This window comes from Helcococcus kunzii ATCC 51366, assembly GCF_000245755.1.
GTDB lineage: Bacteria > Bacillota > Clostridia > Tissierellales > Peptoniphilaceae > Helcococcus > Helcococcus kunzii.
Window position 1 is genome coordinate 1,915,566 of sequence record NZ_JH601088.1, and the last position, 26,171, is coordinate 1,941,736.

At 29.5% G+C, this 26,171-nt stretch carries 22 protein-coding genes; 15 read left to right on the plus strand and 7 right to left on the minus strand.

What is annotated here, in order from left to right:
- Positions 1-3: 3 nt before the first annotated feature.
- From gyrA to dnaA, 6 genes are all read right to left on the minus strand, one after another.
- On the minus strand, positions 4-2,436 hold the full coding sequence (gyrA, locus tag HMPREF9709_RS08535) for a DNA gyrase subunit A (RefSeq protein WP_005399213.1): 2,433 nt from the start codon (positions 2,434-2,436) through the stop codon (positions 4-6).
- A gap of 17 nt (positions 2,437-2,453) precedes the next feature.
- Positions 2,454-4,367, minus strand: a complete 1,914-nt coding sequence (gene gyrB, locus HMPREF9709_RS08540; RefSeq protein ID WP_005399214.1) for a DNA topoisomerase (ATP-hydrolyzing) subunit B — start codon at positions 4,365-4,367, stop codon at positions 2,454-2,456.
- Positions 4,342-5,481, minus strand: coding sequence for a DNA replication/repair protein RecF (gene recF, locus HMPREF9709_RS08545; RefSeq protein ID WP_005399215.1), 1,140 nt, complete (start codon positions 5,479-5,481; stop codon positions 4,342-4,344). The genes gyrB and recF overlap by 26 nt, the downstream gene beginning before the upstream one ends.
- On the minus strand, positions 5,478-5,693 hold the full coding sequence (gene yaaA, locus HMPREF9709_RS08550) for a S4 domain-containing protein YaaA (protein ID WP_005399216.1): 216 nt from the start codon (positions 5,691-5,693) through the stop codon (positions 5,478-5,480). Before yaaA ends, recF begins: the two co-directional genes overlap by 4 nt.
- Before the next feature lie 9 nt (positions 5,694-5,702).
- Entirely contained in the window at positions 5,703-6,797 is a 1,095-nt protein-coding gene (gene dnaN, locus HMPREF9709_RS08555) for a DNA polymerase III subunit beta (protein ID WP_005399217.1), read from the minus strand.
- 160 nt (positions 6,798-6,957) lie between these two features.
- Positions 6,958-8,406, minus strand: a complete 1,449-nt coding sequence (gene dnaA / locus HMPREF9709_RS08560) for a chromosomal replication initiator protein DnaA (protein ID WP_005399218.1) — start codon at positions 8,404-8,406, stop codon at positions 6,958-6,960.
- A gap of 441 nt (positions 8,407-8,847) precedes the next feature.
- Between dnaA and rpmH the strand changes: the two genes are divergently transcribed.
- The 14 genes from rpmH (at position 8,848) to HMPREF9709_RS08635 (ending at position 20,298) form a co-directional block, all read left to right on the plus strand.
- Entirely contained in the window at positions 8,848-8,982 is a 135-nt protein-coding gene (gene rpmH, locus HMPREF9709_RS08565) for a 50S ribosomal protein L34 (RefSeq protein WP_005399219.1), read from the plus strand.
- A gap of 23 nt (positions 8,983-9,005) precedes the next feature.
- Positions 9,006-9,341, plus strand: coding sequence for a ribonuclease P protein component (gene rnpA / locus HMPREF9709_RS08570; RefSeq protein ID WP_005399220.1), 336 nt, complete (start codon positions 9,006-9,008; stop codon positions 9,339-9,341).
- Positions 9,338-9,550, plus strand: a complete 213-nt coding sequence (gene yidD / locus HMPREF9709_RS08575; RefSeq protein WP_005399221.1) for a membrane protein insertion efficiency factor YidD — start codon at positions 9,338-9,340, stop codon at positions 9,548-9,550. The genes rnpA and yidD overlap by 4 nt, the downstream gene beginning before the upstream one ends.
- An 8-nt stretch (positions 9,551-9,558) precedes the next feature.
- Positions 9,559-10,254 carry a YidC/Oxa1 family membrane protein insertase gene (locus tag HMPREF9709_RS08580; RefSeq protein ID WP_005399222.1) on the plus strand — a complete coding sequence of 232 codons (696 nt, stop codon included), beginning with the start codon at positions 9,559-9,561 and terminating at the stop codon, positions 10,252-10,254.
- A complete protein-coding gene (gene jag / locus HMPREF9709_RS08585; RefSeq protein ID WP_005399223.1) occupies positions 10,254-11,246 on the plus strand; it encodes an RNA-binding cell elongation regulator Jag/EloR in 993 nt (330 codons plus the stop codon). The genes HMPREF9709_RS08580 and jag overlap by 1 nt, the downstream gene beginning before the upstream one ends.
- Before the next feature lie 71 nt (positions 11,247-11,317).
- The gene (gene mnmE, locus HMPREF9709_RS08590; RefSeq protein WP_005399224.1) at positions 11,318-12,694 is read left to right on the plus strand and encodes a tRNA uridine-5-carboxymethylaminomethyl(34) synthesis GTPase MnmE; all 1,377 of its coding nucleotides are present in this window, start codon (positions 11,318-11,320) and stop codon (positions 12,692-12,694) included.
- 55 nt (positions 12,695-12,749) lie between these two features.
- On the plus strand, positions 12,750-14,651 hold the full coding sequence (gene mnmG, locus HMPREF9709_RS08595; RefSeq protein WP_005399225.1) for a tRNA uridine-5-carboxymethylaminomethyl(34) synthesis enzyme MnmG: 1,902 nt from the start codon (positions 12,750-12,752) through the stop codon (positions 14,649-14,651).
- On the plus strand, positions 14,641-15,348 hold the full coding sequence (rsmG, locus tag HMPREF9709_RS08600; protein WP_005399226.1) for a 16S rRNA (guanine(527)-N(7))-methyltransferase RsmG: 708 nt from the start codon (positions 14,641-14,643) through the stop codon (positions 15,346-15,348). Before mnmG ends, rsmG begins: the two co-directional genes overlap by 11 nt.
- A gap of 275 nt (positions 15,349-15,623) precedes the next feature.
- Positions 15,624-16,052: a hypothetical protein gene (locus HMPREF9709_RS08605; RefSeq protein ID WP_005399227.1), complete on the plus strand. Its 429-nt coding sequence runs from the start codon at positions 15,624-15,626 to the stop codon at positions 16,050-16,052.
- Between the two features lie 113 nt (positions 16,053-16,165).
- Positions 16,166-16,918 (plus strand): ParA family protein, encoded by a 753-nt coding sequence (locus tag HMPREF9709_RS08610; RefSeq protein ID WP_005399228.1) that lies wholly within the window; start codon positions 16,166-16,168, stop codon positions 16,916-16,918.
- A gap of 6 nt (positions 16,919-16,924) precedes the next feature.
- Entirely contained in the window at positions 16,925-17,770 is an 846-nt protein-coding gene (locus HMPREF9709_RS08615; protein ID WP_005399229.1) for a ParB/RepB/Spo0J family partition protein, read from the plus strand.
- Between the two features lies 1 nt (position 17,771).
- Positions 17,772-18,512: a DUF4446 family protein gene (locus HMPREF9709_RS09715; RefSeq protein WP_005399230.1), complete on the plus strand. Its 741-nt coding sequence runs from the start codon at positions 17,772-17,774 to the stop codon at positions 18,510-18,512.
- Positions 18,513-18,537: 25 nt separating this feature from the next.
- On the plus strand, positions 18,538-19,533 hold the full coding sequence (gene pta, locus HMPREF9709_RS08630) for a phosphate acetyltransferase (protein WP_005399231.1): 996 nt from the start codon (positions 18,538-18,540) through the stop codon (positions 19,531-19,533).
- 87 nt (positions 19,534-19,620) lie between these two features.
- Entirely contained in the window at positions 19,621-20,298 is a 678-nt protein-coding gene (locus HMPREF9709_RS08635) for a 5'-methylthioadenosine/adenosylhomocysteine nucleosidase (RefSeq protein WP_005399232.1), read from the plus strand.
- A 299-nt stretch (positions 20,299-20,597) separates the two neighbouring features.
- On the opposite strand, the gene HMPREF9709_RS08640 is transcribed toward HMPREF9709_RS08635, so the two are convergent.
- Positions 20,598-21,620: a helix-turn-helix domain-containing protein gene (locus HMPREF9709_RS08640; RefSeq protein WP_005399233.1), complete on the minus strand. Its 1,023-nt coding sequence runs from the start codon at positions 21,618-21,620 to the stop codon at positions 20,598-20,600.
- A gap of 555 nt (positions 21,621-22,175) precedes the next feature.
- On the opposite strand from HMPREF9709_RS08640, the gene HMPREF9709_RS08645 reads away from it, so the two are divergent.
- Positions 22,176-25,997 (plus strand): family 20 glycosylhydrolase, encoded by a 3,822-nt coding sequence (locus HMPREF9709_RS08645; protein WP_005399234.1) that lies wholly within the window; start codon positions 22,176-22,178, stop codon positions 25,995-25,997.
- Positions 25,998-26,171 lie beyond the last annotated feature (174 nt).

Consider the following 26,171-nt stretch of genomic DNA (forward strand, 5'->3'; position numbering starts at 1 on the left):
TTATTATTCAGCTTCTTCAATATACTTTGCACATGCTACGATATTTTCTTCATCTGACCTTACTTTTTTCAATCTTACACCTTGAGTCGCTCTTCCCATTGTTGAAATATCTTTAACATTCAGACGGATAACTTCGCTATTTGCTGATACAAGCAATACTTGATCTTCCATATTCACAAGCTTAGTTGAAACAATCTTACCAGTCTTATTTGTTAATTTATAAGTCTTAACACCTTTTCCAGATCTCTTTTGAGCTTTATAGTGTTTGATAAGTGTCTTTTTACCATATCCTTTTTCAGTAACAATAAAGATATATTCATTATCGTCAATTATTGCAGCATCCACAACTTTATCACCTTTTGATAATGAAATTCCTTTAACACCTTGGGCTGTTCTACCCATTGGTCTAACATCATCCATTTCAAATATGATTGATTGACCATTTTCAGTTACCATCAATATCTTAGAATCATCTTGTACTTCACGCGCCGCAATTAACTCGTCACCTTCAGTTAATGTAATCGCAATGATACCTGTTGTTCTAATATTTAAGAATTCACTTGAGCTCATTCTCTTGATCTTACCATTTCTTGTAGCAAGAACGATATATTTATCTTCATCAAATTCATCAATCGCAATAACAGCTGAAATACTTTCATCAATATCTAATTGAAGAATGTTAATAATCGCTTGTCCTTTGGATTGTCTCTTACCTTCTTTAATCTCGAATGCTCTCTTCTTATAGACTTTACCTTTATTTGTAAAGAATAGAATTGTGGAATGTGTACTTGTTACAATAAGATTTTGAACGAAATCATCATCCTTAGTGGTCATACCTGTAACTCCACGTCCACCTCTATTTTGAACTTTATAAGTATCAGCAGGTAATCTCTTGATGTAACCTTGATTTGTAAGAGTAATGATAACTTCTTCTTCTTCAATTAAATCTTCTTCTTCAACATCACCCACTGCAGATTTTATTCTAGTCAATCTTCCATCAGCAAATTTTTCCTTAATTTCAAGAAGTTCTTCTTTAATTAAATCCATTAACTTAGATTCATTTGCTAAGATTTCTTTTAAGTCTTTAATTAAAACTTGTAATTGAGCATATTCTTCTTCAATTTTTTCAACATTTAGTCCAGACAGTCTCTTCAATTGCATGTCCAAAATGGCTTGCCCTTGAATGTCTGTTAAACCAAATCTCTTAGTGAATTCTGCTTTAATATCATCATCGTCGTAATTTGATCTAATTATTTTAATGATTTCATCAATATTATCATAAGCTATTCTCAAACCTTCTAAAATGTGAGCTCTAGCTTCTGCCTTATCTAAATCAAATTTTGTTCTTCTTGTAACAACTTCTTTTTGATGTTCAATATAATAATGAATTAGTTCTTTTAAGGATAAAACTTTTGGTACACCATCAACAAGTGCTAAGTTGATAATACCAAATGTTGTACTCATTTGTGTTTGTTTATATAAATTGTTTAATACTACATTTGGATTTGCATCTCTCTTAGTTTCAATGACAATCCTTGTACCCATTCTATTAGATTCATCTCTTAAATCAGAAATACCTTCAATCTTTTTATCCTTAACTAAATCAGCAATACTCATTACTAATTTAGATCTGTTAACTTCATAAGGAATCTCTGTAACTACTATAACATGCTTACTTTTATATTCTTCAATATGAGCTTCCGCTCTTAACTTAACTTTTCCCCTACCTGTCTTGTATGCATCTATAATTGGTTTTTTACCCATAATATTTGCACCAGTTGGGAAATCAGGCCCCTTAATATGTTTCATAAGACCTTCAACTGTGATGTCATTGTCATCGATATAGGCAATACATCCATCAATAACTTCACCTAAATTATGTGGCGCCATATTTGTAGCCATACCAACAGCGATACCTGATGAACCATTTACCAATAGATTTGGAAATCTTGCTGGCAATACTTTTGGTTCTACCTCTTCTTCATCAAAGTTAGGTTGGAAATCAACAGTATCTTTATTGATATCTTTCAACATTTCAAGAGTTAGTTTTGTCATCCTAACTTCTGTATAACGTTGAGCAGCAGCCCCATCACCATCCATTGAACCAAAGTTACCTTGACCATCAGCTAATGGATAACGTGTACTAAAATCTTGTGCAAGTCTTACAACAGCTTGATAAATAGCAGAGTCACCATGAGGGTGAAATCTACCCATTACTTCCCCTACAAGTCTTGCAGATTTTCTGTGTGGTTTATTTGGTAAAAGTCCTAATTGATTCATACCATATAATATTCTTCTGTGAACTGGTTTTAACCCATCTCTTACATCTGGTAATGCTCTTGCAACAATAACAGACATAGAATAATCAAGATAGGCTTGTTTCATTTTTTGCTCAATATCTTGAGGTATAATATTCACATGATTAAATTCTGACATTAAGTCCTCCTATCTTTCTATGCATCAATATTTGTTGCAAATTTAGCATTTTCTTCTATAAATTCTCTTCTTGGCTCAACTTTATCACCCATTAAAGTATTGAAAGTATCATCAAGAGTAATTGACTCATTGTCAATTTTCACTTGAATCAACACCCTATGTTCTGGATGCATAGTTGTTTCCCAAAGTTGCTCAGCATTCATTTCACCAAGCCCTTTATATCTATTAATCTTATAATTTTCACCTTTAATGTTTTCGATGATTGATTTTAATTCTTTTTCATCATAAACATATCTTTCTTTTTTACCTTGAGTAACCTTAAATAATGGTGGTTGAGCAATAAATACATTTCCATTTTCTATCAATGGTCTCATATATCTATATAAGAATGTAAGTAATAATGTATCAATGTGTGCCCCATCAACGTCGGCATCAGTCATCAATATGATTTTTCCGTATCTAAGATTTTTTATATCAAAATCTTCTCCAATACCAGTACCAAACGCTGTTATTAATGCTTTTATTTCTTCTGAACTTAAAACTTTTGCTATTCTAGCTTTTTCAACATTTAAAATTTTACCTCTAATTGGTAAAATTGCTTGATATTTATTATCTCTTCCCAATTTAGCGGATCCACCAGCGGAATCCCCTTCGACTATAAACAATTCATTTTCAGTTATATCTGTCGATTGACATTCAGCCAATTTACCTGGCAATGTTGTGCTAGATAAAAGTGAATTTTTATTTCTGGATAAATCACGAGCCTTTTTAGATGCTACTCTCGCTCTTCTTGCGCTTTCACATTTATCCATAATCTTTTTAGCGATTTTTGGATTTTCTTCTAAATACTCAGACAATTTTTCAGAAACAAAAGTATCAACGATACCTCTCATTTCAGAAGAACCAAGCTTTCCTTTAGTTTGCCCTTCGAATTGAGGATTTGATAATTTTACAGCTATTATAGCAGTGATACCTTCTCTAATATCTTCCCCAGAGTAATTTTCATCTTTTTCTTTCAAGAAATCATACTCTCTAGCATAATTGTTGATAGTTTTTGTTAAACCAGATCTAAAACCAGTAAGATGAGTACCACCTTCCCCAGTTAGCACTGTATTCGCAAATGATAAAACATTTTCTGAATATGAATCTGTATATTGCATTGCAAAATCAACTTCAGAACCATCAACCATTCCTTTGTAATGGATAACATCATCATGTAGAGCTGTTCTCTTTTTATTTAAGAATTTAACGAAAGTTGATAAACCACCTTCAGCGATAAAATCTTCCTCAAATTTAGGATCTTCCCTATAATCTATTAAAGTAATTTTTAGACCTTCATTTAAGAATGTCATTTCTTCAAATCTTTTTTCAAGTGTCGCTCTATTAAAATCTAAAGTTTCAAAAACTTCTCCATCAGGCCAAAATCTAATAGAAGTACCTGTTTCATCAGTTTCTTCGTGCTTTTGTAATTTTGTTTTTGGTTTACCTTGAGAAAATTCTTGAGTATATCTATAACCATCTCTTCTAATTTCAGCTACTAATTTTGTTGATAAAGCATTAACTACAGAAACCCCTACACCGTGTAAACCGCCTGAAAATGCATAAGCCTCAGAGTCAAATTTACCACCCGCGTGTAAGATTGTTAATACTGTTTCAAGTGTGGATTTTCCTGTTGTTGCATGCTTTTTAACTGGTATACCTGAACCATTATCAGTTACCTCACATGATCCATCTTGGTGAAGTTCAACAACTATAGAATCAGCTCTTCCTGCTAGCGCCTCGTCAACAGAGTTGTCAACTACTTCATAAACTAAATGATGCAGCCCTCTTTCATCTGTAGAACCGATATACATCCCCGGTCTAACACGAACAGCCTCAAGTCCTTCAAGGACCCTAATATTACTTTCACCATATTGTGTATTCTTTGCCATTCTTTTTCCTTTCATTCTTAACTTTTCCATTATTTATTGTATAAATGTTTCCGTTCATATTTGTCAAATCTATATTGATTAATGAATTTGTTGTAATAATATTTTGATAATTCTTCGATTTTTCAACCAATAAACTAGCTCTCGTATTATCAAGCTCTGAAAATACATCATCCCATAATAAAATTGGTTTTGTATTTGTAATAGTTTCAATTAATCTTGCCTCACCCAATTTTAATGATAACATCACCGTTCTTTGCTGTCCTTGCGATCCAAATGTCTTAGCCTCTTTTCCGTTAATATTTAATAATATATCATCTTTATGTGGTCCATAAATACTTACAAATCTCTGAATCTCTTTTTCTCTATTTTCCTCTAAAATTTTAGCATAATCATCTCTTATACTTTCCAAATTTGTGAAATCACTAGCAAAATTATTTTCATACTCTATCTCTAATTTTTCATTATTTGAACTTAATTCATAATGAAATTCACTAGCAAATTTTTTTAAAATTTCTAAGTATTTATATCTATATATCGCAATTGTAGAACCATACTCAACCATTTTTTGATTATAAGTATTTAAAATTTGATCAAAATATTTAACATTACTTCCTTTTTTTAAAAGCTCATTTTTTTGACTTCTTATCTTATTATAATTGTTTAAATAAACTTTATATGAAATATCATTATTTGAAATAATGTCATCAATAAATCTTCTCCTCATTTGAGGTGTCTCTTTAACTATTAAAACTTCTTCCGGAGAAAATATCACAACACCAAATTGACTCTTTAATTCTGACAAATTCTTCACTTCAACTTCATTTATTCTAATTTTCTTCTTATCATTTTTAGATAAAACTATTTCAACTACTTTCTTTCTATTATTATTTAATATATCAGCTTTAAGATATAATCGATTTTCGTCAAATTTTATTAGCTCATCTTCCTTAAGATTTTTAAAACTATACCCCCTTGCACAAATATATATGGCCTCAAGCAAATTAGTTTTTCCTTGAGCATTTTTACCAACTAAAATATTTGTGTTGTCATGAAAAATAATATCTTCATTTTCATAATTTCTATGGTTTATAAGTTTTAATTCCTTAATAATCATGCTTCCTCTATTTCAACAACTTGATCAAATAATTCGACCACATCTCCATTTCTGATTTTTTTTCCTCTTTGTGTGCAAACTTCTCCATTTACTTTAACTTCACCGTCTGCAATAAGCATTTTAGCTTCACCACCAGTTTGCACTAAAGATGCAAATTTTAATAATTGATCCAATTTAATAAATTCTGTTTTAATTTCAACTTTTTCTCTCATTTTTTACCTCTATTGTGAAAGTCTAACTGGTAATACTAAATATAGATAATTATCTGTATCATGAATTGGATAAATAGACATTGGAGACAATGGAGTATTTAAGTGTAACAACACTTCATCATCCTCAATCACCTTTAATCCATCAAGTAAATATCTTGTATTAAACGCAATTTGGATATTGTCGCCCTCTTGTTTTCCATATAATTTTTCATCGAGTCTACCAAATTCTGAATTTGAATTGATACTTATCTCACCATCTTCAAATGTCAATTTTGTTAAACTTGCTGATGCGCCAGTTGTTAATAATAACGCTCTATCTAATGAATTTATCAAATCATTTCTATTAACTCTAACAGAAGTTTTATACTCTCCATTTATTATCTTACTATAATCGATATATTTTTTATCGATCAATCTTGAGTACATTTTTGTACTTCCATTAATAAATGCAATATGACCTTTAATAAGAATAATTTCTGTAGTTTTTTCATCAAGAATTTTTATCAGTTCATTAAAAGCTCTTTTTGGCACAATCACAGATGTTTCTTCATTTGAATGGTAATTATATTTTTTAATTGCAAGTCTATAACCATCCAATCCAACAAAACTAATATTATCATTATTAAACTCAAATAATATACCAGTTAAAGCAAGTCTAGTTTCATCATTTGATGTAGCAAAAATTGTCTCTCTTACCGCTAAATTCAAATCTTCATTTTCTATAGTAAGAATGGGTTCATCTTCAACATCTGGTAATGGTGGATAATCCATCGCTGATTGACAAGCTATATCAAAAACTGAATTTTGACTTTGGATATTAACCATTTCATCATTAGCTGTCATTGTAATAATATCATTTGGCATTTTCTTTACAATATTTCCAATGATACTGGATTTTATTACAATAGAACCTTCTTCTAAAACTTCACAATCCACTTGCGTTTCAATAGATAGTTCTAAATCTGTAGAAGATAATTTTAGCTTATTGTCATAAGCTGTAAAAACAATCCCTTCAAGTATTTGAATTGAAGATTTATTTGATATTGCTTTTTGAGCGATAGAAATATGCTTATCTAAATCACTTTTATTAATCTTAATTTTCATATTTTCTCCTATATATATATTTTAAACTTAGTAATAATAGTAATAGGGGCTGTCAATAAGTTCATATTGTCCATTATGTTGATAATATTAACAAAAATTAGGTCAATATCTCTTGGATAACTTGTTGATAACTTTTACTATTATTAGTAATTCTCCACAACTATTTTTTTAATATAGCAATGATATTTTCTACATCTTTTCTAAGACTCTCATCTTCCTTCATTAAAGTTTTGACTTTATCATCACCGTAAATAACTGTCGCGTGATCTCTCTCAAATGAATCTGCAATTTTTACTAAAGATAAATTTGTAAGTTGTCTTGATAAATGCATTGCAATTTGTCTTGGATCGGAGATTGATTTTTGTCTATTTTGTTTAACTAAATCCTGAGGTTCTAAATTGTAGTATTTAGCAACCACTTCTTTGATTCTTGTTAAAGTAATAGGTTTTTGTTTAACCTCTTTAATTGCAAGTGCATTTTTAGCTATTTCCAGAAATTCTTCATCAGAAATCTGTGCATTTGAATTTTTTTTCTTTAAATTATAAAATGCCATAACTTTCAAAATAGCACCTTCTAAATTTCTGATATTAGAAGTTACATTTTCAGCAATAAACTCAATTACATTGTTAGGTACATCATATCTATCCATATTAATCTTATGTTTTAATATGGAAACTCTTGTTTCAAAATCTGGCTTTTGAATATCAGCTATCATACCACCACTAAACCTTGTAACTAACCTATCTTCTAAACCTTTTATCTCTTCAGGTCGCACATCTGATGTAAATACTATTTGTTTTTTTGCTTGTTGTAAAGAATTAAAAGTATGAAAGATTTCTTCCTGTGTACTTTCCTTACCTGAAATAAATTGAATGTCATCAATCATTAATACATCGCAATTCCTATACTTATCTCTAAAAATTTGTGAATTGACTACTGAATTTTTATTGTCAGTAATTGTAGCGATAAACTCATTCATAAAACCTTCACTAGTTATATAAATAACTTTTTTTTCTGGATTATCTTCAAGTATCTTATGTCCTATAGCCTGCATAAGATGAGTTTTACCCAAACCAGAGCTACCATAAATGAAAAATGGATTATAAACTTTACCAGGATTTTCTGCAACACTGATTGCAATCGCCAAAGCTAAATCATTAGATTTTCCTCTAACAAAATTATCAAAAGTATTTTTTTTATTTAATGTACCTTTGTAACGATAATTATCAGGAGTTTCAGTGTTTACCCTCTTATCAAGCTCTTCTAATGGACCTGATAAATCAAATGTGATTTGCGTAGGATTTTTATCCTCTTGAGGCAAATCTTCATCTTTTTCATTTATCAATTGTGTAAACAATTCATCTTTTGGATCTAAAATAACTAAATCAATGTCTTCATTTAAGATAGCTCTCAAATTACTTTCAAGAGTATCTTTATATTTATCATTTACTATCTTTTTTATAAAGCCGATAGTAGAGTAAATATAAACATTAGATCCTTTCTTTTTTAGAGGTATAAGTGGTTTTATCCACGTATTATAATGAACATCAATCATGTCAGTAATAAGTCTTTTTTGAACTTTTTCCCATACTTGATCTAAATTACTCATTATTCCTCCATCTTATCCACAAAGTTATCAACTTATCAATAGTGTTAGAAATAGGCAGTTGCCAAATCTAACAAATAAACATTAAGTTATCCACATTTTATGGTAAAATTTAATAAACAATAAATGTGGATAAAAAAATAGCTTAATTCTAAGCTTTTTTAAAGAATTTCATAAAGTTTATCAACAATGAATCCACAATTGTTAATAACTCATGAAAAATTATGGATAACTCGTGTATTTTATGAACTAATTATATCAGTAAAGTCGAAAAAATACAAAAAAATAAAAGTTATCCACAAATGTGGATTTCTTCTTTTTTTAAAAGCTAACTTGCTTGACAATGAGGATAAAAGTAAATATAATAGAAGTTAGCATTTTATCGTAAATAGTTATGTAAAATCATAAAATATAGAAAATAAGTTAAAAATTAGGAGGAAAATTATGAAAAGAACTTATCAACCAAATAGAAGAAGAAAATCTAAAAAACACGGATTTAGATCTAGAATGTCTACTCCAGGAGGAAAAAGAGTATTACAAGCTAGAAGACGTAAAGGAAGAAAACAACTTTCAGCTTAGTCTAATTTGAAATTAGGAAAATTATGGAAAAAAAATATAGGATTAAAAAAAATTTAGAATTTAAGAGATTATATGAAAGGTCTAAGAGATTTTATAATAGAGATTTTAAGATATTAGTTTCAGATAATATCTTTGATTATCCTAGATTTGGATTTACATTAACAAGAAAGTTTGGAAAAGCAAATAAGAGAAATAGAGTAAGAAGACTTTTAAAAGAAATTATAAGATTAAATATAGATAAATTTGAAAATGGAAAAGATTATATAATTTCACCAAAGTCTCATACAATTGAATATGAGTATAAAGATTTAGAGAATTCTTTGATGCATATAATCAATATTTCAAAGAGGAATAAATGAAAAAACTAATGATAGCTTTAATTAACTTATATAGAAAGTATATTTCTCCTATGATGGGACAAGGTAAATGTAGATATACACCAACATGCTCGCAATACGCAATCGATGCATATAATAAACATAATTTTTTTAAAGCAACATTTATGACAGTTTGGAGAATTCTAAGATGCAACCCTTGGAGCAAGGGCGGGTATGATCCTGTTAAATAGGAGGATGAATGGATTTTTTAAGTAGTATATTAGGAAAGTTGTTTAGCTTTATATACGAATCATTAAAAGGAATGAACATAGGAAGTGAAACATTCTCTACATATGCTATGACTATCATTGCTATGGGAATTATTTACAAAATATTGACCATTCCTATGACATTGCAAACAGCAAAACAACAAAGAAAACAAAGAGAAATGCAGCCAGAACTTGACAGAATCAAGCAAAAATATGGCTACGATCAGCAAATCTATCAAAAGAAAATGATGGAATTTCAAAAAGAAAATAATATGATGCAAGGATGTGGTGGGAGCTGTTTAACATTTATACTGCAAATGGTAATCATTTTTGCTTTATATAGTGTTATTAGAGAGCCACAAAAATATTTAAGTGACTATGAAAATATCAATAGATCATTTTTCTGGATTAAAGACTTAGCTTTAGCAGATCCAACAGGATTTGCATTACCACTTATCAACTCTGTATCACAATTAGGATATCAATTCTTAAATAAAAGTAGTATGGAAGGAAGTCCACAAGCAAGCGGCATGCAGACTATGATGTATATTATGCCGATTATGTTCTTCTTTATATTTAGAAATTTACCTGCTGCCCTAGTATTATACTGGTCAATAGGTAATGTTATTGAAATCTTAATTAGAGGATTTATATTCTTGATTCGAAAAGCGAGGGGTAATAATTAATGAAATCTATAATTAAATCATCTAAAACTATAGAAGAAGCTGTTGATTTAGGTCTTAAAGAATTAGGCCTTGACAGAAACAATACAGAAATTGAAATTATTCAAGAACCAACAAAAGGTTTCTTAGGAATGTTTGGTGGAAATGATGCTATTGTTAAAATCAAGGAAAAAGATAAAAGTACTGATATTAATCTAGATGATATATTTGGTGATTTAAAACAAAATAGCAGTTTTGCAGAAGTTGAAGATGAATCAGACGAAGAAATTGATGAGAGATTCAGTAAATATGATGATTTAGAAGAAGATGAAGAAGAAATTGTAGAAACTGAATCACATGATACTGTTGATGAAGTAGTAGAAAATAAAGAAGATGATTCTTATGAAGATTCAGTAGATTCATATGAAGATGAAACAACTGAAACTGAACAAGAAGAATACGAAATATTCAAGTCTGATAAAGAAAAAACTGTAAATACTAGAGAACTTACATTCTCAGGCGAAGCAGTCGAAATTAATGATGAAGATAGTTTAGAAGTAGTTGCTCAAAAAACTAAAAAAATCTTAGAAGATATTTTAGTTAAGATGCATATTGAAACTAAAGTAGACTATGAAACAAATAAAAATAATATTATTAATTTAGATTTGTCTGATATTTCTGAAAATGATACAGGAATTGTAATTGGTAGCAAGGGTGAAACATTAAATGCTATTCAATATACATTAAGCCTATTAGTTAACAGAAATACAAAACAATTTTACAGAGTTACATTAAATGTTGCTGATTATAGAGATAGAAGAAAGAGATCTATTGAAAATAATGCTAAAAAGGTAGCATTTAAGGTATTAAAAACAAAAAAATCAATTGCACTAAAACCAATGAATTCATACGAAAGAAGAATAGTGCATTATGCTTTACAAAGCTATAAAGAAATTGAAACTGTTTCAAGTGGAAAATTCCCAAATAGAAAAGTAGTAGTTAAATATAAAGGATAATAAACTTTAAGAGACAGAATGGCCCCAATACATAATTTGGGGCTTTTTAATTTAGTAAAGAGGTATAAAAAATGGCAGAAAAAACAATAGCAGCTATATCAACAGCAACTGGTGAAGCAGGTATTGGGATTGTACGTATGTCTGGTGAAAAGTCATTTGATATAGCGAAGGAAGTTTTTAGAAATTTTAAAAAAGAACAAGTTAATAAATTTGAAAATAGAAAAATGAATTATGGCTATATTTTTAATAATGAGGAAATGATTGACGAAGTTTTGATGGTATATATGAAAGGACCAAAAACTTATACACGTGAAGACATTGTTGAAATTTACTGTCATGGTGGCTATATAGCCGTAAAAAAAGTTTTGGATACATTATTGAAAAAAGGCGCATATATCGCTGAAAGAGGAGAATTTACAAAAAGAGCATTCCTAAATGGAAGACTTGATTTATCTCAAGCGGAAGCTGTTATCGATTTGATTGATGCGAAAACTGATAAATCTTATGAAGCTTCCCTACTACAATTAAAAGGAAGCGTGGCTTCAAAGGTAAAAAAAATCAAGGAAAAAATGCTTGATTTAATGGCAAGAGTAGAATTTTCCATTAATTTTATGGAAGATTACGAAGATGATTTACCAGTTGAACCAATATATGAAAAATCAGAAGTCATTGTAAATGAATTAAATACATTAATTAATTCCGCAAATCAAGGACGAATAATTAAAGAAGGTATCAAAACAGCTATTATTGGTAAACCAAATGTTGGTAAGTCTTCCCTATTAAATGCTTTATTAAAAGAAAATCGTGCAATTGTAACAGATGTTGCTGGTACAACAAGAGATACGATTGAAGAATCAATAGACCTGGGAGGAGTTTCTGTAAACATAATAGATACAGCGGGTATAAGAAGTACTGATGATATTGTTGAATCAATTGGTGTGGAAAAGAGCTTAAAAATTACAGAAGAATCAGATTTGGTTATTGCAATTTTTGATGTATCCAAACCATTTGATGATGAAGATGAAAAGATTATTGAACTACTAAATAATAAGAAATCTATTATATTATTAAATAAACACGATTTAGAAGTGAAAGCTGATAAAACACTTATATATGAAAAATGTGATAAAAATAATATAATAGAAATGTCAATAATTGAAGATAAAGGTATACAAGAACTTGAAGATGCAATTTTAGATATGTTTTTTGATGGTGAAATCCAAGTAAATAACACAATTATGATTACAAATATTAGACATAGAGATTTATTAGTAAAGGCTAGAGATAATATCATTTCAGCAGTTGAAGGTATAAAAATGGGTATGCCACTTGATGCCACTGAAATAGATTTTAGAAATGCTTATACACAACTTGGGGAAATTACTGGTGAAACCATCGAAGAGGATGTATTAGATAAAATATTTAAGGATTTCTGTATAGGAAAATAATAAGAATAACAAGATTGATAAATAATTAACTATTTCTATAAAGAGGGAGAATTTAATGGAAATAAAAAAGTATATTGCTGATGAAGTCGACGTTTTTGTCGTTGGTGCAGGACATGCAGGTATTGAAGCTGCCCTATCATCAGCTAGATTAGGTAAAAAAACAATAATGGCAAGTATAAGTCTTGATGCAGTTGCGGACTTACCATGTAATCCAAATATCGGAGGAACTGGTAAAGGTCATTTAGTTAGAGAGATTGATGCATTGGGTGGTGAAATGGCATTAAATATAGATAAATCATCTATACAATCAAAAATGCTAAATACTTCAAAAGGACCTGCAATCCATTCCCTAAGAGTGCAAGCTGATAAAAGACTTTATCATGAAGAAATGAAAAAAGTACTTGAAAATGAACCAAATTTAAGATTAATTGAAACAGAAATAGATGAAGTGTTAATTGAAAATAACGAAGTAATTGGCGTTTCTTCAGTGACAGGTGCAATATATAAGGCAAAAGCAGTAATTATCTGTACAGGGACTTATCTAAATGGATTAATCATGATGGGAGAATTACAATATAGCTCTGGTCCTCATGGTATGAAGCCTGCCCTATATCTTTCTGATAGCTTAGAAAATATGGGATTCAAATTAAGAAGATTTAAGACTGGTACTCCAGCTAGAGTTAACAAACGTTCTTTAGATTTTTCTAAAATGATTCCACAATATGGTGATGAAAATCCTGTACCATTCTCATTTATGAATGTTGACAAAGATTTTAATTACAAACAAGAACTTTGTTGGCAAACACACACAACACCAGAAACCCATGAAATCATTAGAAGAGAACTATATCGTTCCCCTATGTACGCTGGTGTAATTGAAGGTATTGGACCAAGATATTGCCCATCAATAGAAGATAAAGTTGTTAGATTTGCAGATAAGGATCAACATATTATATTTATTGAACCAGAAGGTAAGACTACAAACGAAATGTATGTACAAGGTGCATCCTCTACCCTACCAGTTGAAGTGCAACAAGAATTTTACAAGACAATCATTGGTCTTGAAAATGTTGAATTTATGAGACCTGCACATGGTATTGAGTATGACTGTATTGATGCCACAAATATAAAAACTACATTAGAATCATTTAATATAAAAAACTTATTCTTCGCAGGACAAATAAATGGTACTTCTGGTTATGAGGAAGCTGCAGCACAAGGTCTAATGGCTGGTATAAATGCAGTACACAATTTAGATAATAAGGAACCATTCATATTAGATAGATCTGAAGCATATATTGGTGTTCTAATAGACGACTTAGTTACAAAAGCACAAAGAGAACCATATAGAATGATGACTTCCAGAGCAGAATATCGTCTAACATTGAGACAAGACAATGCTGATCTTCGTTTAACACAAAAAGGATACGAAATTGGATTAGTATCTGAAGAAAGATATCAATTAATGTTAGAAAAGAAAGAAGCTATTGAAAAAGAAGTAGAAAGATTGAAAAAAGTCATTCTAACCCCTACTTCAGAAACTAATGAGAAATTGTTAAGTTTAGGTACACAAGAGTTAAAGACTGCTACAAGTCTATATGACTTAATTAAAAGACCAGAACTTGACTATGAAACTCTAGAAGTATTTGATCCAGAAAGAACAGAAATAAAGAAACCATATGTACTAGAAGTTCAAACACAAATCAAATACGAAGGTTATATAAAAAAACAAAACATGCAAATTGATCAATTCAAGAAAATGGAAAGAAAAAAACTTGATATGATTGAAGATTACACTAAAATTGATGGATTAAAGAAAGAAGCCGCTGAAAAACTTAATATTGTTAAACCAGATTCAGTAGGACAAGCATCAAGAATGCCAGGCGTAACACCTGCAGACATCAATGTGATTATGATACATTTAGAAGTGTTAAGAAGGAAGAATAATGAAGTATAGAGAAATTTTTGAAAAAGAAGGATATAATTTAACAGACGAACAAATTGCTAAATTTCAACACTTCTACGACTTACTAGATGAGTGGAATTACAAAATTGACATCACAAAAATTGTTGAAGAAGAAGAAGTATATATTAAACACTTTTTAGATTCTCTATTAATCACAAAAGCTGGATATTTCGAAAAGAATCAAAATATTATTGATATTGGTACTGGTGGTGGTTTCCCTGGTGTACCACTTAAAATATATAATGACACATTATCCTTTGTACTTTTAGATAGCTTGAAGAAAAGAATTAATTTTCTAGATAAAGTTGTAGAAGAACTTAAATTGGATAATGTGGTTCCCCTACATGGTCGTGCGGAAGAAATTGCAAGAAAAGAAGGAATGCGAGAATCCTTTGATTCAGCAGTATCTAGAGCAGTAGCTCCAATGCAAACACTACTTGAATACTGTCTACCTTTTGTAAAAGTTGGTGGATATTTCATAGCAATGAAAGGTCCAAACTATAAAGATGAATTAAATCTATCAAAAGGAGCGATCAATCTTTTAGGAGGTTTACTTGATAAAGTCATAGAATATGAGCTTCCATTAGGATTAGGATCAAGATCACTTATAGTTATCAAGAAAATTAAAGCAACTCCACACAGATTTCCTAGAGCTGGTGGAAAACCAAGAAGTAATCCTTTAACATAAAACTATCCCCCACATTTTTGTGGGGATTTTTATTTTAAATATTTTTTATATTTAGATAATTATTGAGATATTTTTAAAGTTTCATATGAAACAATCTATGTTATAAAAAATATAAAGTGTATCAATTTTAAAGTTTCATATGAAACAATTTTTTAAAATAATTATGAATCACTTAAAGTTTCATATGAAACATTTAAATATATTTTATGCTTAATTGATTAATTTATATTTTGTTTATATAATTAAATAAAGTTATTACATTAAAGAGGTTTAAAATGAAAAAGAGCTATGTTATTATATTATTTTTATTAAGTATTTTAGTTGGTTGTGCTAAACCAAGTCGAAAACCAAATCACAGCCGTTATATTAATTTACAATTTGATGTTTCTGAAGTTAAAGATGTCGCGAGTATAGATTATACAATAAGAACAAAAGATGTTACTCAAAAAACAGGTTTTGCGGTGGAAAAGAATGATACAATTGTTGAAGACTATGTAACTGATGAATTCCTTGATCTTTCTGGAAAGAAAGATTTTAGTATAGAATTTACTATTTCAGATAAACAATATCATCCAACTAATGAAAATGAAAGAAAAGATTACAATATCAAAGAAAAAATCAATATAAATCCCAAAATTGGTCAAACTTATAAATTTAAGTTAACAGGTGATTATGATAATGGATTTAAAATGATGAAAGAATAATATATTATACTCCCCTATCTTAATTTAACAAGATAGGGTTATTTTTTAAAGTTTCATATGAAACTTTAAAGCTAAATCTACTAGTTTGTGTTATAATTTATAAAGAGGTGTTTATGAAAATTATATCTATTTTTAATCAAAAAGGCGGTGTTGGTAAAACTACAACAGTTGTTAATTTATCAGCAGCATTAGGAAAAAAGAATAAAAAAGTACTTGTTGTTGACCTTGATCCACAAGGAAATTCAACTTCGGGTCTAGGTATCGATAAATATGAACTAGAGTTAAGTATATATGATGTATTATTAGGTGAAAATGAACTAGAGCCTTTAGAAACAAGTGCAAAAAATGTTAAAATATTACCATCAAACTCAGATCTATCTGGTTTTGAAATAGAAGCTGTTAATATTGATAATAGAGAACAGTTATTATTAGAAAATATAAAAAAATTGGAAGATTTTGATTTTGTAATTATTGATTGTCCGCCATCTTTAGGTTTATTAAGTATTAATGCTCTAGTAGCAAGCGATTCAGTATTAATTCCAATTCAAAGTGAATACTATGCATTGGAAGGTGTATCTCAATTAGTTCAAACAATTGACTTAATTAAAGGAAGTTTAAATCCTAACTTAGAAATTGAAGGTGTTGTGATGTCAATGTTTGATGGAAGAAATAATTTATCTTTAGATGTAGTTGAAGAAGTAAAAAAATATTTCAAAGATAAAGTATTTAAGAGTATTATACCGAGAAATATTAGATTGGCAGAAGCACCATCACATGGTTTGTCGGTTTTAGATTATGATGCATCGTCAAAAGGTGCTAAAGCATATGTTAAATTAGCAAATGAGATTATTAAACAGAATAAGTAGGTGAATATGACTAAGAAAAGAGGTTTAGGTAGAGGACTTGGTGCTTTGATTCCAGATAAAAAGGAAGTTGAAGAAGTAAATGATTTAGATCAGGTCGAATATATTAAATTAAAGGATATTGTCGCAAGTAGTGACAATCCAAGAAAAAACTTTGATGAAGAAAGTATTAAGAGTTTAGCTGATTCTATTAAAATGTATGGCGTTTTGCAACCATTAGTCCTTATAAAAAATGGTGAGAAATATGATATAGTTGCTGGAGAAAGAAGATATAGAGCAGCTAAATTAATAAAGTTAGATGAAGTGCCAGCTATAGTTAAAAATTTAACTAATAAAGATAAAGATATGATCTCTATGGTTGAGAACATTCAAAGAGAAGATTTGAATCCATACGAAGAAGCTCAAGCATATAGCAATATTATGAAACAATACGATATGACTCAAAATGAACTAAGTGATGTGATTGGAAAATCAAGAACATATATTGCAAATATGGTTAGATTATTATCTCTTGATGAGTTTACAATTCAAGAATTAGAAAAAGGAAATATAACATCATCACAAGGTAGAGCGCTATTAGGGATAGAGGATATTGCTGAAAGACGAGAATATCTTGATAAATTGATAAAAAAAGAAATAACTGTAAATGATTTAGAGAAAAAGAGAACGACAAAAACAAAAGTTAAGAAAAAGCCTAAAGATATCTTTATTAGGGATATTGAAGATAGATTAAAAGAATCTTTAGGTACAAAAGTTAGTGTTAAAAAATCTAGAAATAAGTGGAATGTAAACATTGAGTTTGCGAATGATGAACAAATTGAGGATTTTTTATTAAAATATAATATTGGAGAATAATATGGACTATTTATTAATTATTATTATTGTTCTAATTACTTCACTTTTATTTATTAACTTATATAAAGTAAACGACTTGTCCTACAAACTTATGAGGGTAAGAAAAAGATACGATAGATTGTTAAGAGGTAGGGGAGAGTTAAATTTAGAAGAATTATTGGCGTCTCAATCCGCAGATATTGATACAGTATTAAAGAAAATCGAAGAGTATGAAGTTATAAATAACAATTTACAAAATGAATTTAGTGAAAAGAGTTCGGGTATTGCGGCACGACTTAATGGAGAAATTGAAGATTTAAATAGTACTCTTACTGAAAGATTAAACATGCTTGAAGAAAATGAAAAACTACATTTTAACTCTTTGAATGAAAAATTAGATATATCGATTGAGGATATTACAAAGAAACAATCTAGTGATATCAATAGAATAGTTAAATCAAATGATGAATTTAAGGAAGAGTTATCTACAAGTACTGAAAAGATGTTAAAAACAATAAATGATAGATTAGCTTTTGCAGTGCAAAAACAAATCATTCATAGATATAATGCATTAGAAAATCAAAGTGGAGAATTATCTTTCACAATGATTTTACTTGACCAATTTAATAATGGTATAATGATTACTAGTATAAACGGTAGGGAAAGTTCCTATGCTTATGCTAAAGAAATAAAAAGTGGTAAGACAGAGCTAGCTTGTTCACCAGAGGAAGAAGAAGCTCTAAATAAATTATTGAACAAATAATAAAAATTTGGAAGAAGGAGAAATCATGGCATTACAAATTATAGAAGAAATGAAAGAACAAATCATTGGTAAAAATAGAAGAATAGTTTTACCGGAAGCAACAGATAAGAGAATTTTAACTGCTGCTCAAAAAATAAAAGAAGAAGGTATCATTACACCGATTCTTTTAGGAAATCATGAAGAAATCAAAAAAGTTCAAGATGAATTTGGATTTAATTTAGATGGTATTGAAATTAGAGACCCAGAAACAGATGAAAAATTCGAAGAATATGTAGATGCTTTTGTAGAATTAAGAAAAGGAAAAGCTACAAGAGAACAAGCGGTTGAAATATTAAAAGATGTAAACTATTTTGGTACAATGATGGTTCAAATGGGTGATGCTGATGGTTTAGTTTCAGGAGCAATCCATACAACAGGTGATACTGTTAGACCAGCTTTACAAATTATTAAAACAAAACCAGGTGTTTCAAGAACATCAGGTGTAATGATTATGCTAGGTAAAGAAGGAGAAAAATATTTATTCTCAGATATAGCAATTAACACATCTTTAGATGCACAACAATTAGGAGAAATAGCTGTTGAATCAGCTCGTACTGCAAGAGTTTTTGGTATTAATCCAAAAGTTGCTTTATTATCATTCTCAACAAGAGGATCTGCAGTTACTCCAGAAACTACAAAAGTAGCAGAAGCAGTAAAAATTGCTAATGAAATCTGTGAAGAAAAAGGTTACGAATTTGATATTGATGGGGAAATGCAATTTGATGCTGCAGTGTCAAGAACTGTTGCTGACTTAAAATTCCCAACATCTAAAGTTGCTGGTCAAGCAAATGTATTTGTTTTCCCAAGTCTTGAAGCTGGAAATATCGGATATAAAATTGCTCAAAGATTAGGTGGTTACACAGCTGTAGGACCAATCTTACAAGGATTAAATAAACCAGTAAATGACTTATCTAGAGGATGTAACTCAGAAGATGTTTATATGACATCAATCGTTACAGCTGCACAAGTTAGAGATTTATAAAATATAAATTAAGCATTTGACCTGCTTTTGTCTTAAATGATTTGATCAATTAAAGGCAGAAGCAGGTTTATTTTTTTTGGAGAAAATATGATAGGAATAATTGGCGCAATGCCACCAGAAGTAGATGCATTAAAAAATAAAATGCATAAAATAAATGAAATAGAATATTTTGGAGTACATTTTACCGAAGGAGAAATAAATCAAAAACAAGTAGTTCTTTGTCTTAGTGGAGTTGGAAAAGTTAATGCAACCATTTCAACTACCTTGATGATTACCAAATATAATCCGGAATATATAATAAATATTGGAACTGCAGGTGGAATGGATCCTGAAGAAAACACATTAGATATTGTCATATCAGAAAAAGTTATACAACATGATTTTGATACCTCATATATCGATGGTCATGAAGGGGTTGGTATAACTGTTCAAGCAGATAGAGATTTAGCAAGAAAGGTTGTAAAAGCTTTTGAAAAATCAAAACTAGACGCCAAACTTCATTATGGAGATATAATAAGCGGAGATTTATTTGTAGGAGAAGAGAGTAAAATATTAGAATTAATGGAAAAATTTCCAACAGCAATAGCTTGTGAAATGGAGGCAGGAGCGGTATCACAAACTTGTAAAAGATTAGAAACTCCATTCATTATCGTAAGAGCGTTGTCTGATATTGTTCATCACGACAATAGTGGTATAGACTTTATGAAAAATGTTGAAATAACTAGTGAGAGAAGTGCAGAGATGGTTGTTCAATTGCTCTCATAAGATAATAGACAATAACATAATATACAATAATATATTATTGCATATCATATTATTGTAATATTAAATGGAGAAATGAATTAGTAAATCAAAAAGTTTTAGATAATTTGATTGAAAAATCACTTAATTTTTCTTTTTCAAGTGCATCTTATTGGATAACTAGTTTATCAGGATTTTACGATGTACATTCATCAAAAGATATAAAATTAATTAGCTTAGAAGAAATGTATAAATTATCTAATTAAAAATATAAAGAGGCTAAAGTGAGATGTAATTTTTTCACAATAGCCTCTTTTTTGATTTTAACTTGAGAGCTCGTCAATTTTAGAATTTATTTTATCTACGAATGAGCCAAATTTGATATTCCATTCATCCTTAAGAAGTTTTAATGTGTTTTTGTAAGCTTTTATTGCATTTTTCTTGTCTCCTAGTAGTATATAACAATGTGCAATTGAAATATAATAGTCAGAAAAACGTGGTTTTTCTTGTGCATCAAACGCCTGTTTCCAGACAGGTATAGCCTCTTCGTAACATTCATTTTTTGAAAGAGAGTTTGCAACTGCAAATAGTACTCTCCAATCATTATTATATTTCTTCGCTAAAGCTTTGTATTCTTTTTTAACACTGTCAAATCCGTGCTTAATTTCTTTAATAAATATTGTGTAATACTCATTTAATTCATCAGGATTTTTAATATAAGATTCTTTTAATACTCTATTTGCATCATTTAATCTTTTATCGTCAATAAGGTTATCTAAAAGATAGAAATAAAGTTTTTTATTTTCTGGGGCGATAAGTAAAGTTTTTTCATAATAGTCTATTAGTTCATGGTGATTTGCTACGTCCCAATCATAAATAGCTCCTCCTGAAGCATTATTTATTGTGTTTATATCAAATTTCGTATTAGGCTTTAATTCTAAAGCTTTCTTTCCATACTCAACAGCTTTCTTTCTTAGCATTTTTGCATGTGAGATATATAGATCTCCAAGCATTGAGTTTGCTTTATAGTTTTTAGAATCCTTTGTCAATTGGTCTAAAAGAAATTTTTCATATCGTTCAAATTCTAAATTAGTTAATGGTTTTTGATTTCCTAATAAAGCTCCTATTTTTTCGTATTGTTTTTCAACAGAATATTCAAATAAATCATCAATATTTACACCAAAAATATTTGCTATTTCAGGCAATAAATTAATATCCGGTTGAGAAAAGTTATTTTCCCATTTACTAATTGCTTGATTTGAGAGGTGAAGTTTTTCGCCTAACTGTGTTTGACTCAATCCTGCCTCAATTCGTAAATGTTTAATAGTATCTCCAATTGTTCTCATACATTCCTCCTTTATAGTATTTATTTAAGATATCTTATACTTATATTGTATTACAATAAAATAAAACAACAATTGGAAATTAGTTGTTATTTATATCAAAATGGTTGATTTAATAGGAAGCGAGGAGCTTACACTTTTTTCAATACATAATATAAGATAAAGAAGTATTTTTGTTGGATATTCTATGATCAGAACTTTTTAAATGATGAAAATGTTATTAAAAATAATTAACAATTATGGTTGTAGTGGTAATTACGACTTAGTGATATGGTAACCGGTTTCGTAAATCGATTTAAATTATAAATTAAACGAAAAATATTAAGATGCGTTTTCATTTTTTGATATAATCACATATAGAAACGGTTGAATTACACGAAAATAAAGTATATTAATAAAATATTATGTTATTTAATATTTCTTATATGTAAAGAATTAGAACAAAATATTTTTTTTACCTTATTTAAAGGTAATGACCATTCAAAATTTGTAGTTTCTAATTAAACATTAAATAATGAACAATATTTTCAATTAACTCAAAAATGCAGGAGGAGAAAAATGCATAGGAACAAAACGATGAGCAAAATGTTGTCTATATTTTTAAGCATCATAATGCTATTAAGTGGAACATTTGTAAACACAGCAAAAGCTGTAGAATCCGACGATATTTATGTTGGAAAGAAAAATGAAAATCTACTTTTAAATAAGCCAGTTGAAGCTAGCGATTTTGAAATAGAAAAATTCAATCCTACTAAGGCGGTAGATGGCAATGATGAAACTAGATGGGCAACAAATACTAATGTTAAAAATCCATCTTTAGAAGTGGATTTGACACAATTAACTAAGATCCAAAGTGTTGTCCTAAGATGGGAAAGAGCAAAGGAAGCGCAAAACATTATTGCTTATAAAATAGAAGCGCTGAAAGATGGTGAATATACTACAATATATACACAAACTGAAAAGAAAAATGAACAAAATCAAATTATCAATTTTGATAAAGAAATATTGACTGAAAAGTTAAAATTGACTGTTACAGAATTTGATGGCGGAAGATTAAATTGGCCAAATGTTGGTTTATATGAAATAGAAGCATATTCTCATAATAAAACAACACTTGGTGAAACGACAGAATTAGATGAGATAGAAGCACTTGAACTAAATGAAGATAAGACTGCTTTGGTTTTACCTGAAGTAGAAAATGGAGAATTAAAAATCAAATCTTCATCAAAAGATCAAGTAATTGATGTTGACGGAAAAGTTTATGAACCATTAGTAGACACAAGTGTTAAATTAACTCTTGAACTTAAAAAAGATGACAAAGTATTTACAAAAGAGTTTACTGTAGAAGTTCCTGGTAAGTATGATAATGCTGGGGAAAATGCCGCACCTAAAGTAATACCAGACATTCAAGAATGGCATGGAACTACAGGAAATACAACAATTGATGCAAAAACTGGTATAGTTGCTCCAAGTGAATTTAATTTTGCTAAAGAAGAATATCTAAAAGAATTAGGATATAGAGATATTAAATTAGTTGATGGAGAAGCTGAAAATACTATAACTTTTGTAAAAGTTGAAAATAAAGGATATGGTAAAGAAGGTTACTATATCAATATTCAAGAAGGAAATATAACAATAGAAGCTGAAGATGTTACTGGAGCATTTTATGCAACTAGAACACTTCTTCAAATAGGACAAAACATTCCAAATGGGGAAATTAGAGATTATCCTAAGTTTGATGTAAGAGGATTTATGATAGATACAGGTAGAAAGTTTATACCTGTAAGAACAATGAATCAATTATTGGATAATATGGCTTACTATAAGCTTAATGATTTACATGTTCATTTAAATGATAACTATATTTTCTTAGATCAATATGGAACAGATCCACAAGTAGCTCTTGAAAAAGCTGAAGCTGGATTTAGATTAGAATCAGAAGTAGAAGGATTAACTTCTGAAGATCACTATACAAAAGAAGAGTTTAGACAACTTGTACAAGATGCAAAAAACAGGGGAATCAATATCGTTCCTGAAATTGATGTGCCTGCGCACTCACTTGCATTTATTAGGGTAAGACCTGATTTAATGTACAAAAATCCAATTATCGGACATAGAGGAAATATTGAAAAAGCGGCAATGTTTGATTTAAATAATCCAGAAACATTACCATTTATCAAGAGTATTTTTGATGAACAAATGGATGGGGAAGATGCAAACTTTGCAGGATTAGATGTAATCGACTTTGGTGCGGATGAATACTACGGTACAAACGAAGAATACAGAAAATTTGTACAAGATATGCTTACCTATTTAGATGGTAAAGGCGTTAAATCTAGATTCTGGGGTTCTCTATCAAGTAAAACAGGAAATACTCCTGTAAAATTAGATGGAGCGCAAATGGACATTTGGAATACCGGATGGCAAAATCCAAATAAAGCTATAGAAATGGGATTTGATATTATCAATATCACTGATGTGCCAACATATATGGTACCTAGTGGTAATGGTTCTAGAGGTGGATATGGTGACTTCTTAAACTTAAGACAAATGTATCAATGGCAACCTAACCATTTCAACACTGGTAATGTAAATGAATCACATCCACAATTACTTGGTGGAGGATTCGCTATTTGGAATGATAATGTTGATAAACACGAAACTGGTATCACTTCTTATGATATATTCCAAAGATTCTTTGATGCACTTCCAGTAGTTGCGGATAGAACATGGAATTCTGATAGAGAAACATTAACATTTGAACAATTTAGTGAAAAAATAGATTCAAGAAAATATCCATATCTTTCAAGTTCAAATCCAATGTATTTACACGATTTTGAAAAGATGGATGTAAATTCAAAAGATTTAGGACAATATAACAATGAAAATGTTAAGGTTGAAAAAGGTTATTTAGAATTTGGAGAAGATTCAAAATTAACTAGTGATTTAGAAGATTTAGGACCAGAATACAATATAAAAGCTACAGTATCTGTAGAAGATATTAGTAAACCACAAATTTTATTTACAAATGGAGATACTACATTCTACCTAGTAAATGAAAATGGAAATATTGGATATAAATTTGAATCTCATAATCATCAATATGATTTCAAACCTGTAGAGGGTGAAAAATTTGAAATCATAATTGAAGGTAGAGTTCAATCTACAAAGATATTTATAAATGGGGAAGAAGTTGGATTAATTAAAAATCCTGATAAGCCAAGAATGGCTGTTAATACTTTAGTTTTCCCATTGAAAGAAATTGGTAAAAATTCTTCAATAAAATTATATGATTTAGAAATTAACAAGGGAAGATATGTTGATCCAAGTATAGTCATTCCAAAATCATATAAAGCATCAAGTGAAGAAACTGTCAATGCAACAGCAGCAGAAGGCCCAATTGAATTAGCGTTTGATGGAAATAAATCAACAATTTGGCATAGTCAATGGCAAAATGGTAAATTACCAATTACTATTGATATCGAATTGGAAGATCTAACAAAATTAGCTTCATTCAACTACTTACCTAGAGCAAATGCTGGGAATGGTACAGTTAAGGGATACACTTTACAATATTCAACTAATGGGGAAGAATATAAAGAAGTGACATCAGGAAAATGGGAAGCAGACAATACTGAAAAATCAATTGATTTGGATGGATTAGAAGCAAGTCATTTAAGATTTATCATTACTGAAGCCGTTGGTGATGTTTATGGTTCAGCAGCAGAAATTACAATCAAGAAAGTAAAAGATGAAGAAACTGACGAAACTGAAGACGAAACTGTTGACGAAACAGAGAAAGAAACTGATGAAGAAACTGATGAAGAAACAGTAGACGAAACAGAAAAAGAAATCGATAAGGAAGAACATGGTTGGAGACAAAGAAACGGTAAATGGTTATACTTCGATCATGGTAAACAAGCTAAATCCGAATGGAAATGGATAAATAAAACTTGGGAATACTTTAATTCTAAAGGTGAATCAATAGACCAAATTTATAAAGAAAATGGTATGCACTGGTTATCACTAGCTGGTCCAAACACAAGATATAAGAAGGGCTGGTGGACAAATCCAGAGAATGGTTCAAAATATTACTTTAGACAAAGTTCAGGTACAATGGTTAAAGGTAGACAGTTTGTTGATGGTTCATGGAGATATTTCAGAAACTCTGGAACAATGGCAACTGGCTGGCAAAAACTTCCATTAGGATGGATGTACTTTAGACCTGGTACTGGTACGCAAGCATTTGGATGGCAATGGATTGATGGTGTATGGAGATATCTAAGACCATCAACAGGTACAAGAGTTTCCGGTAAACAATGGATTGACGGAAGATGGTACAACTTTACTTGGGATAGTAGACTAATAGGAAGAAGGTAAAAAAAGAGGCTTTGGCCTCTTTTTTTCATTACTATATATTTTTTGATGGAAAAATAAATGTCTAAATAGAATTCATCTCCTTTTTTACTTTGTATTTTTATTTTTCCTATTTAACCAAGTAAGATTTTTGTTAAATTTACTTGGTTATTTTAGATTTTGTAAATACCCAAGTAA